We start from the raw sequence: 16,178 nt of genomic DNA, 5'->3' as shown, positions 1-16,178 counted from the left end.
ACGAGAGAGTACAACTTTTTCAACATCTTTACCAGAGCGTTGCATATCTCTCCAACCATAAGCATGATTTACATGAATAACTTCTTGAGCAATAATTGGACCTTCATCAAGATTGTTATTTACAAAGTGTGCAGTTGCACCGATGATTTTCACACCCCTATCATAGGCTTGTTTATAGGGATTTGCTCCTATAAACGCAGGTAAAAAGGAGTGGTGAATATTCATAATTTTATCTTCAAACGCAGCAACAAAACGCGGTGTTAAGATACGCATATATTTAGCAAGAACAATGTAGTCAACATCTTCAAATGAGTTAATAGTCTCTATAATTTTGCTCTCATGCTCAGATCGTTCAAGCCCCTCATGAGAAAGAGTAATATAGTTCACACCAAATTTAGAGACTAAAGATTCAAGATCATCATAGTTTGAAATGACAGCTAAAATATTTGCTTCAAGCTCCCCTGCTTCATGACGAATAAGAATATCACCAAGGGCATGCATCTCTTTTGTTGCCATAATGATGATATTTTTCTTTTTTGGTTCTATCACTTTTACACCTGAGTCTTGAGGTAATGCCGCAATAATTTCACTACTCAATTCCTCTTTGCGAACATCACCATCGACAACACTACGCATAAAAAATTTATTACTCTCTTTATCCACAAACTCGCTATTTGAAAGAATATTCAAATTATGATTGTAAAAAATACTAGAAATTTTATGCACAAGCCCTTTTTCATCATTTGCATCTATTAGTACTCTGTATTGTGCCATTAAATATTTCCTCTCTCTAAATTCTCAACTCTCTCATCTATAGTCGCTAAAGTGTATTCTAAAAAGTTCAAAGTCATATCTACTTTTGCCTCTATGTTAGCATTATTTGGTGCTTGAAAGCCTTCAAAAAGTACAAGAAGTCTCTCTCTTATAGAATCTAAATAAATAAGTTCACTATCTATCTCTACCTTAGAGATTTTTGTTGTATTCTCAACAGCTACAACAGTTTCATCTACAATACTTTCAGACATAACAGTTTCTGCATTTTCAAGGGGTGTCTCTTCTTCCATCTCAGCTAGTGTTGAGAGTATTACATCTTTTAGTTCCATGCTTTTAATAACCACCTTTCAAATTCTTTAAACTCTACTTCTGTATCCATCTTTAAAAAATACTCTTTCATCTGAGTATTTACATTTAAAAACTTTTTTCTCATGCCTGAGAGCCGTCTAATGGCAATTTTAGCTTCAGAGTTATTAGGGTCTTTTTTGAGAATATCTTTATAAATCTCTAAAGCTTCCTCTTTTAAACCTTGAAGTTCGTAAATATTTGCCAGTGTCAGTGTCTGCATAAGTTTGTACGCTCTACTTCTCTATATAGTTTGCGATGATTGAACCCATCTCACTTGTCGAACAGATCTCTTTTGCATCAAATTGTGCCAAGTCTCCAGTTCTGTAACCCTCAGCTAAAGCACGCTTAATAGCTGCATCAATTTTATCTGCGGCTTTTTCTTCATTTAACGCATATCTAAGCATCATAGATGCACTTGAAATGGTAGCGATAGGATTAGCAATTCCTTGACCTGCAATGTCTGGAGCTGAACCGTGAATAGGCTCATAAACACCTATTTTTGCACCAATTGAAGCAGATGGTAAAAGTCCAATAGAACCTGAAAGCATAGAGGCTTCATCACTCAAAATATCTCCAAAAATATTCCCCGTAAGCATAACATCAAACTGTTTTGGATCACGAATAAGCTGCATAGCCGCATTGTCAACATACATATGGGAGAGTTCAACTTCAGGGTACTCTTTTGCTACCTCTTCTACAGTTTCACGCCAAAGTTGGGAAACATCAAGAACATTTGCTTTATCAATAGAGCAAACTTTTTTTCCTCTTGTCATAGCGATTTTAAAAGCTTGGTGCGCAATGCGGATTATCTCATCACGAGAGTAGACCATAGTGTTCCAGCCTTTATTTTCATCGCGCCCTTTAGGTTCACCAAAGTAAATACCGCCAATAAGTTCACGAACAACCATCAAGTCAACACCGCGAACGATCTCAGGCTTGAGTGAAGATGCATTGGCAAGCTCATCATAGACAACAGCAGGACGAAGATTTGCATAAACACCAAGCTCTTTTCTAAAGCGTAAAAGTCCACTCTCAGGGCGTTTCTCACGAGGAAGATTGTCCCATTTTTCTCCACCAATTGAACCAAAAAGCACAGCATCGGCACTTAAAGAGCCTGATATTGTCTCTTGAGGAAGAGGATCACCTGTAATATCATACGCACAACCACCCATTAGAAGCTCATCATATTTGAGAGTAAATCCGCTGTATGAAGCTACCGCGTCAAGTACTTTTACTGCTTCATCTATAATTTCAGGACCTATTCCGTCACCTTTAATAAGTGCTATTTTGTATGTTTTCATCTATTTCTTACCTTCTACTTCATTTTTTGCAAAATTCATCAACCCACCTGCATCTATAAGTTCCTGCATAAACGCAGGAATAGGGGTAAAGTCGTATGTTTTACCTGTTGTCTCATTTGTGATTGTTCCAGCATTCATATCGATGCTTACTTTATCACCCTCTTTTATCTCATTTGCCTCTTTAAGTTCAAAGATAGGCAGCCCCATATTGAAAGCATTTCTATAAAAAATTCTTGCAAATGTTGGTGCAATAATTGCAGCAACGCCGGCAGCTTTAAGTGCTATTGGTGCATGTTCACGAGAACTTCCACATCCAAAATTTTCATCAGCAACAATGATGTCACCTGGACTCATCTTGTTTACAAATTCTGGATCAGCATCTTCCATGACATGCTTTGCAAGTTCCTCTGGAACTGAAGTGTTAAGGTATCGTGCAGCAATAATTAAATCTGTATCAATATCTTTACCAAATGTCCAAACTTTTCCATTTATGTTTGCTTTTTGCATATAAAATCCTATTGTTTTACTAAAATAATTTTGCGATTATATCTAAAATGTTATTTGAAGTTGATTAAAGAGCGAAAGTATCGCTCTGTAGGAGTTTATTGCTATCGTTTTAAATTATTTGTAGTCTGGAGCATTTCATCACTTGTTGTAATGATTTTTGAATTAGCATCATACGCACGCTGTCCTGTAATAAGATCTGTAAGTTCCACTACAAGTTGAACATTACTTAGCTCTACAAAGCCCTGTCTAAGCGTACCAAGACCATCAACACCTGGAGTTCCTTCAACTGGTTGTCCTGAACTATCTGTCTCAAGGTAGAGATTGTCTCCCATAGAGTGCAGTCCTGCAGGATTTATAAAATTTGTTGTCTGAATCTGTCCTATTTGTGTAGCTTGGGGCTGACCAGGTTGCACAACCGTAACAGTACCATCACTACCAATACTGACATTTGTTGCATCAGGTGGAATAACAATCTGTGGTACAAGTGCATAGCCATCACTATTTACCATAACACCATCTTGATCTATTTTAAATGCACCATTTTTAGAGTAAACTTCTGTACCATCAGGAAGCTCCATTTTAAAAAAACCACGACCTGTAATAGCCATATCAAGTTGATTTCCAGTCTGTTTAAGTGAACCCTCTGTAAACATTTTCGTGATTGCAGTAGGACGAACACCCAGCCCAACTTCAATACCTGTTGGACTTTTTGTTGTATCACTTGTAGATGTTCCAGCATAATCCATAACATGGTACATTAAGTCTGCAAATTCAGCGCGCGATTTTTTAAATCCTATAGTATTGACATTGGCAATATTATTTGCTGTAGTATCAATCTGTGTCTGCATTCCGAGCATTCCTGTCGAAGCAGTATAAAGTGATTGCATCATCTCATATATCCTTTTTTAGACTTTACTTGCAATTTTGTCAATTGCATCTTTATTCATTTCATTCATTTGTGTATCCATCGCTTTTTGATACATCCCTACGAGTCTATTTGTCTCAATAAGTTCTGTCATCATTTTTACTGCGTTTACATTGCTTTTTTCAATAAAGCCCTGCTCTACAGCACCGCTCTGATTTATGGGTTTCACATTAGATATAGCACCAAAACTGTAGAGGTTATCTCCCTCTTTTTTTAATATTTTGATATTTGTAGGCTGCAGCACCATTATCTTTTTATTTAATGTTAATTTCACACTTCCTGGAACATTTGTACTGATTTGTCCATTTTTATCGATAGCAATAGCACTATCTATATTTGAAAAACTAATACCCTGCTTTGAACTAAAGTAGTCACTCGGTAAAACCTCATACCCTTCTCTATTTACAAGTTTTCCCTCATCATTTGTTGAAAATGAACCATCACGGGTAAGTCGAATACCCTCAGGAGTTTTCACAGCGAAAAACAGCCCTTCACGAGAGAGTGCAACATCCAAGGAATTGCCAGTTTTTTGTAAACTACCTACTGAAAAATCTGTATATTTATCAACAACTTGGGGTACTCTTGCCATCGTTCTATTTATAAACGCAGCACCCTCTCTTGTATTGTTTGCATGAGGCAGTTCATCTCTTGTATCTTTATAAAGTCTCATATAATCACCAAATATGAGATTATCTTGTTTAAATCCTGATGTATTTACATTTGCCAAATTATTTGCAACAACATTTAGCCTGTTAAACTGTGTGACCATTCCAGCTGCTGCGCTGTAGTACCCTGTCTGCATCTGTTTTTCCCTAATTTTAGAGTTATTGAGAAGTTAATAGCAAAGAGTGTTCCAAAAAAAACTATGCTAGAAAAAAAGTAGAGTTTAAGAAAATCTGGGTATAATCCACCTTTTAAAAACCTTAAAACAAAAAATGGGGCATACTCCGAATGACAGCAAAAGAACTCAACAAAGCTTTAGAGACTTTTTTTCAAGAGCACAAATCAAAAGACTGCATGACTTATGAATCAATAGTCCAGATATTTGAGAAGCAACCAACAGTAGCACAATCAAAAAATGTTTTCAAACTTATACAAAAAAATAAAAAGTGTGTTTACACATCTAGTGAACATGCCAAGCGTCTCAATGATCAAGAGGCAGAAGCACGCCGTAATGCACAGAGAAAGATGCTTGAAGACAATGAAACGGATAAATTTGACATTTTAAAGGAGCATGAACTTTTAGAGTGGTCACGCTCAGACTCTCCAGTTCGTATGTATCTTCGTGAAATGGGACAAATTCCCCTCTTAACAAAAGAAGAAGAGATTGAAATATCTAAAAAAATAGAAGGTGGTGAGAGTATTATCATTGATGCTATCTGTTCAGTTCCTTATCTTATAGATTTCATTCTTGATTATAAAGAACCCCTTATTAACCGTGAGAGACGAGTAAAAGAGCTTTTTAGAAGTTTCGAGGATGAAAAGGACGATGGTGATGACAATGAAGCAGACAGTGATACTACTGCTGCAAAAACTCCATCAGCAAAAGATAAAACAAGAGTAGAAAAGGTCTCTACTAGCTTTAAAGCTTTAGAAAAGGCGAAAAAAGATTGGGTGAAAGCAGCTGAGAAAACACCTGAAAATCTTGATGGCGAACTTACAGAAGAGGTAGTGCAATATTACCTTGCAGTAACTTACAAAAAAGCTGTTTTAAAAGAGAAACTCCTTGACCTTGGACCAACTTCAAAACTTATAAATGAACTTGTAAAAGCAATGGAAACTGCACTTAAAAGTGATGAAGGGTATGACAAAGAGTTGAAAAGACTTGAGTATAAACTGCCACTTTTTAATGCAACACTCAAAGCAAATCATAAAGTTTTGGTAGATAAAATCCAAGAACTTAACAAAGAAGATATTGCAAATATGGTTCCAGAAGCTACTATGGTTTCCACATATATGGAAATAAAAAAACTTGTACAGACAAAAGAGGCATCTAAAAATAGCTTCGATATGGAACCAGAAAAGCTTGCAGATATTTTAGAGCAGATTAAACGCGGTAAAAATATTTCTGAAATTTCAAAAACAAAAATGGCAAAATCAAACCTTCGTTTGGTTGTCTCAATTGCGAAGCGTTACACAAACCGTGGTCTTCCTTTCCTTGACCTTATTCAAGAGGGAAATATTGGGCTTATGAAAGCAGTTGATAAATTTGAATACCAAAAAGGGTATAAATTTTCAACTTATGCAACATGGTGGATTCGTCAGGCTATCAGCCGTGCTATCGCCGATCAAGCAAGAACTATTCGTATTCCTATTCATATGATTGAAACTATTAACCGTATCAATAAAATTATGCGTAAACATCTTCAAGAACATGGGAAAGAGCCAGATGTTGATACAATCGCACAAGAGGTTGGACTCTCAGTTGAAAAAGTAAAAAATGTCATCAAAATCACAAAAGAGCCTATTTCCCTTGAAGCACCTATTGGTAGTGAAGATGATGGACGCTTTGGAGACTTTATCGAAGATAAAACCTCACTTAGCCCATCTGATGCTATTCTTAAAGATGACCTTCGTATTCAGATTGAACAGGTATTAGAACAGCTCAATGAAAGAGAAAAAGCCGTTATAAAACTCCGTTTTGGAATTATGGACGATGAGAGTGACAGAACACTTGAAGAGATTGGAAAAGAGTTAAGCGTAACACGCGAAAGAGTTCGTCAAATCGAGTCTTCAGCGATTAAAAAGCTCAAACATCCTAAAGTCGGACGCAAACTTAAAAACTACATAGAAGAGTAAAATATGACTTTTGAGCAGAAGTGGTTAGAGTATGATTACAACCCTTTTATCGTTTTTAATGATAAAGGTAAAATTACCTCTCTAAACGCAGAAGCTCAATTTTTACTCGGCTTCACAACTGCACACGAACTCTTTGAACTTGCTAAAACATATGCAAGCATCAACTTCGGTTTTAAAACTACTTTTCTACAACTTAATTATGGAAGATACAGTTTTTTTGGACTCACTGTTGGTTATGATAATGAAGAAGAGATTGGAGTTAAACTCTACCAAACTCCATCTTATAAACTCAATAGTAAAAAACCAGAGGGAGAGCTTGTAAATATTTACACTATTGTAGATTTATGCATAGCATCAAACTCTATAAACTCAAATATACTCTTTGAAAAGGAGTACGACCCGACCATCCCTGATGTGATTATAGATTCAAATAAGCTTATTAAACTACTCAATAAAATTTACACCTCTTGCAGAGTAAAAAACAAACAGATAAAAACTAGAATTTTTTACAGAGTGGGAGAGCATGTTAAATTTGATGGTAAAAAGTATAGTATTTTTTCTATTGAAATATCTTCACAAAATATGCAAAAAGAGAAATTTGCAGAGATAAAACTTTTTGCAGAAGAACAAGGACTCTATATAGACACGACAAAAAGTCTAACTATAAATATCCCTATGATTACCTCTTAGTTTTTAAGCAACAACCTCTTTAGAAACCACACTTCCTATAATAATTCCAACTGTCAATGCAGGAAGATAATACCATAAACTTAAAAGTTCATTGTTTTTAAGCGCTATAAACCCAAGCACCAAAAATAAATATGGAATAAGTCTAAACGCAGAGACACTTCCTCTTGCTCCGTACTTTGCGCTATCAACTGTAAAGGTTTTTATTTTTGCTTTTTCCTCTTTTACAATGCTTTTAAGATCAAGTTCTTCATAAGGTGCATTATTTATAGGCGTATCATCATAAAGTTCATGAGGATCTTCTATGGTATCTAACAAATCTCTTTTATCTTCAAAGTTACCGCTTTTTATCTGAGAATTAACCATACGCTTATAAGCGTAAGAAGAACCAAGAATAATAAAAAAAGCACTTAAAAAAGCAACCTGTGTATTTATAAACGCAGTGTATGAAATAAAATAAGTAGCTAAAATAATAATTTCCAAAATCACTAAGATACTAATAGTTTTTTTCACCGTAATCCTCATCATCGTCTTCTTCTAACTCTTTTTTTATCGCATAGCGAGGCTCTTTTGCCAACTCTTCATAAGATTTACGCTCTTTTACATATGCTTTGTAAACATTAAGTATAGCCGCGGCAACACCAATTGCAATGCCAATCCAAAGTGTCCAAGTTGCACCAGTCACACTTTTTAAAAGCCAACCAATACCAACACCCATTAAAACAGCAACAACCATAGAAAGCCCAAGAGAGAGCGAATCGGCAGCTTCTATAATGGGCTTAATACGAGGCTTACGCTCCTCTTGAGAATCTTTTTCTGTATTAGCCATTTGTAATCGCTTTAAAAACTCGTTCACTTGCAGCAATAGTATCTTCAATCATCACATCTGTTACAGCAGTTGAAATAAATCCTGTCTCATACTGTGAACAAGCAAAGTAGTAACCCTCATCTAACATTCCTGCATGAAATTTTGCAAAAAGCTCTGCATCAGATGTTGTAGCATCTTTAAAATTTTTCACTTCATTTTCATTAAAGAAAAATCCAAACATAGAGCCTCTTGTATCTACCTGCATAGCAATTCCATACTTAGCAGCGGCATCTTTCATACCATTTACAAGTCTGTTCGCTCGCTCATTTAAAACAGCTATGACTCTTGCGTTTTGTTTCAATTTTGTAAGAGCCGCATGTCCTGCTGCCATGGCAACTGGATTTCCACTAAGTGTTCCAGCTTGATATACTGGACCATCAGGAGAGAGTACATTCATAATCTCTGCACGAGCACCAAAAGCACCAACTGGCATACCACCACCAATAACCTTTCCAAGTGTTACAATGTCTGGTACCACACCAACGAGAGACTCTGCCCCATTGACACTAGCACGAAAACCACTCATAACTTCATCAAAAATAAGAAGCGTACCATGGGCATCACAAAGTGTACGGAGTTCATGTAAAAACTCTTTATCAGCTGGAACAAGTCCCATATTTCCTGCTATTGGCTCAATAATAACACAGGCAATATTGTCACTATCGGCAAAACATTTTTTGACGCTCTCAATGTTGTTATACTCTGCTAAAAGTGTATGTTTTGTAAAATCAGCTGGCACACCTGGGCTTGATGGATTTCCAAAAGTTGCCGCACCACTTCCTGCTTCAACCAAAAGTGCATCAGAGTGACCATGGTAACAGCCTGTAAATTTTACAATATCATCGCGACCTGTAAACCCCCGAGCCATACGAATAGCACTCATAACAGCCTCTGTTCCACTACTTACAAAACGGATTTTATCGATTGAATCAAAAAAGTTTACAACAAGTTTTGCAAGCTCTGTTTCTGAAAGAGTCGGTGCACCAAAGCTCAAACCATGCTTTACAGCTTCTATAACTGCCGCTTCAATAGTCTCATCACGATGTCCAAAAAGGAGTGGTCCCCAACTCTGAACATAATCCACATACTCATTGCCATCTACATCTTTTAGGTAAGCACCCTTCCCCTCTGTTATAAAAATCGGAGTCCCTCCAACACTTTTAAATGCGCGAACAGGAGAATCTACTCCTCCAGGAATCAGACTCTGTGCTTCTTCAAATGCTTTTTGTGATACTGCTGTATTCATTTATGACCTTCATTAAATAATATTTCTATTATTATATCTAAGATTTGATATAATCTCGAAAAATAATATATTATTGGATGATATTTGAATAGATCTCGCTTTGCCCTCTTTGTAGCTGTATTGGTACATTTATTGATATTTTTGCTGATTTATATAGCTATAAGTATGTCGCCTAAAAAAGAGAAAAAGCATAAACAAAAAGAGCAAAGAATTAAAATTTCACTCAAAGAGTTGCAAAAACCAAAAAAGGTAAAGACAGCCGGTGAAATTAAGAAAAAAATCAAACCTCCAAAAATAGCACCACCTATGCCAAAAGGCTCTCAGCTTAAAAAAATCGTACGCCCTAAACAGATAAAATATAAGCCATCAAAACCAAAGAAAAAACCAAAACTTAACAAACCAAAGGTAAAACCAAAACCTCACATTGTTCAAAAACCAAAAATTGAGCCAATACCGTCAAATAAGCCCTATATTCCTTATGCAAATAATGAAAAAAATATAACAAAAGAAGCAAAGAAAAAAGAAGACATACAAGATAAACAGCTCTCTTGGCTCTATGAAGACAGATCAGATGAAGATCAAAAAGAGACAAAGAAACAGGCTAAAAACAACAGTAATGTCTCTCAAGATATTAAAGAACTCTATGGTGATACCTTTGGCAAACTTACTCCTGGTGAACAGAAATATATACTTGACAACCAGGAAATAATGCGTCGTATAACGCAACAGATACTCAACCGTGTTGCACGCGTAAACTTGCCAAGAAATCTCAATGTAAACGCAAGTAATGTCATAGAGTTTAAACTCCATCCAAACGGAGATATGTCAGACTTTCGATTTATATCAAAAAGTGGTCACTATATTCTTGATGACACAACAAAAGAGACTATAGAGTATGCTTATAGTAGATACCCACATCCTAAGCAAACAACACTTATTCGTTACAATGTTTTTTATAACCTAGCAAGGTATTAAATTTTTTCGTTATAATAAGCCTACTCAATATTATTTAAGGTTTTATTATAATGACTCCACTCAGGAAACAGCTCTCTTTTGTACTTTTTAGTTCCCTTCTTCTCTTTAGTGGATGTGGCAAAGATGAAATAAAACAGGTAAAAAGAACACCTCCTCCTCTCAAGGTAAAAACAATTACGATTGAGACAAAAAAAGTACCTATTTGGGGAATATTTACAGGAAAAACAAGGGCTAGTTCTCATCAAGAAGTGCGCGCTCGTGTCACTGGTATTTTAGAAAAAATATATTTTAAAGATGGGGATTATGTAAAAAAGGGGCAAAAACTTTTTAAAATCCAACAAAATGAATATATTGCTGCACTCAATGGTACTAAGGCAAAAGAAGCCCAAGATAAAGCGGCACTTGCACTTGCAAAAGCAGATGTGCAAAGATACACTCCTCTAGTAAAAGAAGGTCTCGCTCCCCGTGCAACTCTAGAGCAGTATCAAGCGAAGTTGGCATCTCTAAACGCAGCTATATTAGGCGATGCGGCAAAAGTAGAAGAGGCAAAAATTCAACTCGGTTATACCATTATAAAAGCACCTATTTCAGGAAAAGTAAGCGCAAGACATATTGATGTGGGTAATCTCATCGGTCAAGGTGATTCTACACTGCTTACAACCATTGTGCGATACAATCCTCTCTATGCCTACTTCTCTCCTTCTCAAAATGATGCAATGATTATGCATAAGTATAGAGATAAAAAAGATTTGGCTGCTTTTATTGAGTATAAAGGTGCTAATGAAGATGTACGACTTGATGGCTATGTGGATTTTTCCAACAATACAGTAGATCCACTTACTTCAACCATCACAATGAGAGCAATCATTAAAAATCCAGATACGCAAATACTCCCAGGTACTTTTGTATATGTCAATGTATTTATTAGTGACAAATACAAATTTAAAATGATTCCACCAGAAATCATAATGAATGACCAACTTGGAAAATATGTCTATATTCTTGACAACAATGCAAGTGTAAAAAGAGCCGACATCACAACGGGCTATGGAACAAGATACTATGTAAGTGTTAAAAAAGGTCTCAAAGATGGCGATAAGGTGATTGTTTCTGCTTTGATGAAACTAAAATCAGGAATGAAAGTAGAAGGCATTGATGCTACAAAAGAGAAAGGAATAGACGCAATACTAAAAAATAATAACCTTATTCCTACAAAAGAGTAATCAATGTTTTCAGTAACATTTATTAAACGCCCTATTCTTGCAATTGTTATATCACTCATTATCATTATATCTGGGCTTGTATCGCTTGGCATACTCCCTGTTTCAGAATACCCTGATGTTGCACCGCCGACGGTAAGTGTGAGTGCAACTTATACAGGTGCAAATGCCTTTGTTGTTGAAGATACTGTCACTCGTGTTCTTGAGGACAAACTCAATGGTATTAAAGGTGTTATTTATATGGACTCCTCTTCCACTTCAAGTGGTCGATCAAACATAAATGTTTACTTTAAACCAGGATACAATATAGACATTGGGGCAGTTGATGTTCAAAACAAAGTCTCTACAGCCACGGCTTCTCTTCCTGCTGAAGTTGTTGCCCAAGGAGTTATAGTAGATAAAAAGAGTCCCTCTATTGTTTGTCTTATTACCATAACTGGTGACAAAAGGTATTATGCCTCTTTTTTATCTAACTTTGTAAACTTGAATGTTCTTGATGAAATTAAGCGTATTCCAGGTGTTGGTAAAGCTGAAAATATGGGTGAAAAGAAATATGCTATACGAATATGGCTTAACCCCGATAAAATTAAAGCTATGGGACTCACACCGATTGATGTAGTCAATGCTATTAAAAGCCAAAATAGACAAGCTTCCATCGGTAAAATTGGCGGTATGCCAAGCTATGATAATCAAAAACAGGAGTTTACACTCACAACAGAGGGACGCCTTAGTGATGTCAAAGAGTTTAAAGATATTGTTTTAAAACACAAAAAAGATGGCTCTTTAGTCTATCTCAGTGATGTGTCTCGTGTTGTTCTAGGAAGTGAAAGTTATGATTGGAACGCAATATCAAACCAACAGCCAACAGGTCTTATTGGCGTTTATCAGCTAGGTGATGCCAATGCTTTAGACATTAGAAAAAAAGTTCAAGAAACGATGCAGAGACTCCAAAAACGATTTCCTGATGGGGTAAAGTGGAGTATTCCTTATGATACGACCAAATATGTTAAAGTAGCTATTGACAATGTTGTCACAAACCTTTTTATGGCAATCGGACTTGTAATTCTCATCATTTTTATCTTTTTAGGTTCATGGAGACCAACAATTATTGCCGCTGTTGCCATTCCTGTATCACTCATTGGTACTTTTGCAATTATGCAGATGGCACATGGCTTTTCCATCAACTTTTTAACACTTTTTGGGCTGATTTTAGCCATTGGTATTGTTGTAGATGATGTTATTTTGGTTGTTGAAAATGTTGAGGTTATTATGGAAAAAGAGCCTGATTTGACAATTCCTCAAGTTGTTAAAAAATCGATGATAGAGCTCATCGGTCCCATCATCTCTACTACACTTGTTCTCGTTGCTGTTTTCGTTCCTGTATCTCTGCTTCCCGGTATTACAGGAGCACTCTATCAACAATTTGCACTCACTATCTCTTTTGCCGTTATTATCTCTTCGCTCAATGCCCTTACTCTTTCTCCAGCACTAAGTGCTATCATTATAAAAAGAAGAAAAAAAGGTCAGGAAAAGTTTATATTTTTTAGAAAATTTGATGCAATTTTTGATTATATCACGCAAAAATATACGGCTACCATTACTGCACTTATAAAAATAAAATACCTTATGTTAGTTCTTATGATTGGAATTTTTTACATAATGTATTATCTTTTTACTGTTATTCCTACAGGATTCGTTCCCTCAGAAGATAAAGGTGTTTGTATGGTTTCGGTGAACCTAAAGCCAGGAACATCACTCAATCAAACGACACAAGTAAGAAAAGAGGTCGAAAAATCACTCTACTCCATAGATGAAGTTGCCAATGTAATTGTCATTGATGGGTATAACATCATAACCTCTTCTCTAGACAGTTCTGCTGTTGCAATGTTTGTTTCTTTTAAAGACTGGAAACAAAGAACACGACCAGATCAAAGTGTCAATGCCATCATTCAAAAAATACGACAAAAAACAGCACATATTACCGATGCAAACATAGCAGCCTTTAATCTTCCGGGAATCCCGGGTGTCGGAAATGTCGGTGGTTTTGATTTCAGACTTCAAGATTATCTCTCTGGTGATTTGAATGTGTTTAAACACTATGCAGATGAAATTATTAAGGAGGCAAATCAAGACCCTAGAATCTCTCATGCATTTACAACATTCGCAATTAACTACCCTATGTACGACATTAAAATAGACAGAGAAAAAGCAAATGCTCTTGGTGTAAATATGGCTGATCTCTTTAGCACCATGCAGATATATCTTGGGTCTGTTTATGTCAATGACTTTACAAAATTTGGAAAGGTTTTTCGTGTCTTCGTGCAGGCTGATAAAAATTACAGAAGTGCAAAGAGTGACATCAACAAACTTTTTGTAAAAAATGTTGATGGCAAGATGGTACCACTGAGTGCACTTATTAAAGTCCAAGAGATGATTGGTCCGCAAAATTTAACACACTACAATATGTACAGAAGCATTCAAATAAATGGTGCAGCAGCTCCAGGATATAGTTCTGGCGATGCAATGACAGCGATGCAGGAAATAGCTAAAAAAGTCCTGCCATCAAGTTACGGCTATGAATGGTCTGGAATGAGCTACCAAGAAAAGCTGGCAGGAAACGCACAAATTTATGTCGTTATTTTCGTAACACTTGTAGTCTTTTTAGTTCTTGCAGCACAATATGAGAGTTGGATACTACCATTAATGATTTTACTCTCAGTACCGATGGTAATCGCTGGTGCCGTAGCAGGTCTAATGTGGGCAGGCATTCCACTTAACACTTTTGCACAAGTCGGACTTGTGCTGCTTGTCGCTCTTGCCGCCAAGAACGCCATTTTGATTGTCGAGTTTGCCAAAGAACTGCGTGAAAATGGTAAAAGTATTGTTGATGCTGCCATAAACGCAGGAAGACTGCGTTTTCGTGCTATTATGATGACTATTTTATCTTTCTTATTTGGTATTTTTCCACTTGCATTTGCCACAGGTGCAGGTGCTATTACGCAGCAGTCTATCGGTATCGTACTCATGTTTGGTATGGTTGCAGCGACATTTATATCTACACTCTTTGTTCCTGTTCTTTATGTACTGCTTGAGAGCATGAGAGAAAAATTTGTAAATGTTGCAGATGAAGTTGCAAGAAGGGAGTCAATCTAATGAAAAACAAGTTTTTATTCAAATCATTAGTTTTACTAGGATTAGTAGCCAATGCACAAGCCAGTGAAACTTATACGGTAGATGAGCTAATACTCATCTCATTAAAAAATGCCCCTGAGCTTAAAATTAGTGAGCTAAATTATGAAGCAACACAACAAGAACATAAAATTTCAAACGCAGACTATCTTCCAAAGGTAGATATGCAAGTTTCTGTAAGTAAAATAGGTTCAAGTAGCATTGTAGACAATAATACTATGAAAGATGACACTCTTTTAATGGGAACTCTTTCACTAAAGCAAATTGTATATGATTTTGGAAAAACAGGCTCTACGAGTAACTTTACAAAGTATGAATCACAAGGTGCTGCGTTTAGCAATATACAAAAAATAGCTGATAAAAAAAGAGAAGTAAAAGAGGCATACTACAATGTTTTAAAAGCCAAATCTCTTATAAGTGTACAAAGAGAAAATGTCAAATTAACTCAAGCCCAACTCTACCGCGCACAGCAATATTTCAAAGCAGGTATTCGAACAAAAATAGACATTTCAGATGCGAAAGTTGCACTTATTAGGTCTCAAATAGATTTAAAAAATGCACAGTACAATTTAAAACTGGCTTATGCACTCCTAGATAAAGCAGTCGGCTTTGTCTCTTTAAATACAAATTATAAAGTATATGCAACAAAACTAAATCTTAACACTTTAGCAAACCATATAAAATCTTATGATTTGAATTTGAAAGATTCTATTGAATTTGCTTACATCAATAAGCCTAGTATTAAAGAGTATGAGACAAAAATTAAAAGTACAAAAGCACTTACAAAGGTCAACTCAGCTGAATATTATCCTGCCCTATTCTTAGATGCAGGTTATACAAAACAAAAACTAGATAAGTATCAGGTACTCAGACCAGAAGACCAATGGCAAGTCGGTATAAATTTGAGCTGGAACCTTTATGAAGGTGGCGCGAGCAGTGCAAAAGTTCAAAAAAGCAAGATAAATGCAAGTAGTTCCAACTTTGCGCTTCAAGAGTTAAAGCTACAGGTAAAAAAGCAGGTGACTTTTGATTATTTGAACCTTAATAGAAAAAAAGATACTTTGGCGCTTTCACAAAGTCTTATGGTTGTATCAGCCCAAAAATTTAATCAGGCTGGCAAAAGATATGAGCACGGTTTATCGGATTATATCGAGCTACAACAGGCAAGACAAGGGTATATAGATGCAAAAGCGTTACTTATTGTTGACTACTATAATTATTATATAGCCATGGTTAATCTTGATAATGCTATTGGAAGATAGTTTCAAACTATTTTCCATCTATTACAGAATAATCTTCTGTTACAAATCTACTCAGAATCATCCACTATAAAAACATT

Annotated in this window: 16 protein-coding genes; 6 read left to right on the top strand and 10 right to left on the bottom strand. The window is 35.9% G+C overall.

Annotated elements, in window-relative coordinates; translation table 11 throughout:
* The 7 genes from purU to MVY38_RS02280 all read right to left on the bottom strand — a co-directional run.
* The coding region (purU, locus tag MVY38_RS02310) for a formyltetrahydrofolate deformylase (protein ID WP_297483150.1) at positions 1-774 on the bottom strand (774 nt) is incomplete at its 3' end.
* Positions 774-1,103 (bottom strand): hypothetical protein, encoded by a 330-nt coding sequence (locus tag MVY38_RS02305; protein WP_297483148.1) that lies wholly within the window; start codon positions 1,101-1,103, stop codon positions 774-776. The genes purU and MVY38_RS02305, both read right to left, overlap by 1 nt.
* On the bottom strand, positions 1,094-1,342 hold the full coding sequence (locus MVY38_RS02300; protein WP_297434079.1) for a tetratricopeptide repeat protein: 249 nt from the start codon (positions 1,340-1,342) through the stop codon (positions 1,094-1,096). Before MVY38_RS02300 ends, MVY38_RS02305 begins: the two co-directional genes overlap by 10 nt.
* A 13-nt stretch (positions 1,343-1,355) precedes the next feature.
* Positions 1,356-2,423 (bottom strand): 3-isopropylmalate dehydrogenase, encoded by a 1,068-nt coding sequence (gene leuB, locus MVY38_RS02295; protein ID WP_297483147.1) that lies wholly within the window; start codon positions 2,421-2,423, stop codon positions 1,356-1,358.
* Complete coding sequence (locus MVY38_RS02290; protein WP_297434075.1) at positions 2,424-2,930, bottom strand: 3-isopropylmalate dehydratase small subunit; 507 nt, start codon at positions 2,928-2,930, stop codon at positions 2,424-2,426.
* 101 nt (positions 2,931-3,031) lie between these two features.
* Entirely contained in the window at positions 3,032-3,820 is a 789-nt protein-coding gene (gene flgG, locus MVY38_RS02285) for a flagellar basal-body rod protein FlgG (protein WP_297483145.1), read from the bottom strand.
* Positions 3,821-3,835: 15 nt separating this feature from the next.
* Positions 3,836-4,657 (bottom strand): flagellar hook-basal body protein, encoded by an 822-nt coding sequence (locus MVY38_RS02280; RefSeq protein ID WP_297483143.1) that lies wholly within the window; start codon positions 4,655-4,657, stop codon positions 3,836-3,838.
* Between the two features lie 149 nt (positions 4,658-4,806).
* Between MVY38_RS02280 and rpoD the strand changes: the two genes are divergently transcribed.
* Positions 4,807-6,654, top strand: coding sequence for an RNA polymerase sigma factor RpoD (gene rpoD / locus MVY38_RS02275; protein WP_297483141.1), 1,848 nt, complete (start codon positions 4,807-4,809; stop codon positions 6,652-6,654).
* A 3-nt stretch (positions 6,655-6,657) separates the two neighbouring features.
* Entirely contained in the window at positions 6,658-7,344 is a 687-nt protein-coding gene (locus tag MVY38_RS02270) for a hypothetical protein (protein ID WP_297483139.1), read from the top strand.
* A 3-nt stretch (positions 7,345-7,347) separates the two neighbouring features.
* Here the strand turns inward: MVY38_RS02270 and MVY38_RS02265 are convergent, their stop codons facing one another.
* From MVY38_RS02265 to hemL, 3 genes are read right to left on the bottom strand one after another with little or no spacing between them, the layout of a single operon-like run.
* Entirely contained in the window at positions 7,348-7,854 is a 507-nt protein-coding gene (locus MVY38_RS02265; RefSeq protein ID WP_297483138.1) for a hypothetical protein, read from the bottom strand.
* Entirely contained in the window at positions 7,838-8,170 is a 333-nt protein-coding gene (locus MVY38_RS02260) for an AtpZ/AtpI family protein (RefSeq protein ID WP_297483135.1), read from the bottom strand. The genes MVY38_RS02265 and MVY38_RS02260 overlap by 17 nt, the downstream gene beginning before the upstream one ends.
* Positions 8,163-9,455: a glutamate-1-semialdehyde 2,1-aminomutase gene (gene hemL / locus MVY38_RS02255; RefSeq protein WP_297483132.1), complete on the bottom strand. Its 1,293-nt coding sequence runs from the start codon at positions 9,453-9,455 to the stop codon at positions 8,163-8,165. Before hemL ends, MVY38_RS02260 begins: the two co-directional genes overlap by 8 nt.
* Before the next feature lie 165 nt (positions 9,456-9,620).
* On the opposite strand from hemL, the gene MVY38_RS02250 reads away from it, so the two are divergent.
* The 4 genes from MVY38_RS02250 to MVY38_RS02235 are packed head-to-tail and all read left to right on the top strand — an operon-like array spanning position 9,621 to position 16,101.
* On the top strand, positions 9,621-10,430 hold the full coding sequence (locus MVY38_RS02250) for a TonB C-terminal domain-containing protein (RefSeq protein WP_297483130.1): 810 nt from the start codon (positions 9,621-9,623) through the stop codon (positions 10,428-10,430).
* A gap of 50 nt (positions 10,431-10,480) precedes the next feature.
* Positions 10,481-11,653, top strand: coding sequence for an efflux RND transporter periplasmic adaptor subunit (locus MVY38_RS02245; protein ID WP_297483128.1), 1,173 nt, complete (start codon positions 10,481-10,483; stop codon positions 11,651-11,653).
* 3 nt (positions 11,654-11,656) lie between these two features.
* Positions 11,657-14,803, top strand: a complete 3,147-nt coding sequence (locus MVY38_RS02240; RefSeq protein ID WP_297483126.1) for an efflux RND transporter permease subunit — start codon at positions 11,657-11,659, stop codon at positions 14,801-14,803.
* Entirely contained in the window at positions 14,803-16,101 is a 1,299-nt protein-coding gene (locus tag MVY38_RS02235; RefSeq protein WP_297483122.1) for a TolC family protein, read from the top strand. Before MVY38_RS02240 ends, MVY38_RS02235 begins: the two co-directional genes overlap by 1 nt.
* The last annotated feature ends 77 nt before the right edge of the window (positions 16,102-16,178 follow it).

Source organism: Sulfurimonas sp. (assembly GCF_027056685.1).
GTDB lineage: Bacteria > Campylobacterota > Campylobacteria > Campylobacterales > Sulfurimonadaceae > Sulfurimonas.
Note: the sequence above shows the minus strand (reverse complement) of the source record. Positions and strands in the feature narration are given on the sequence as shown.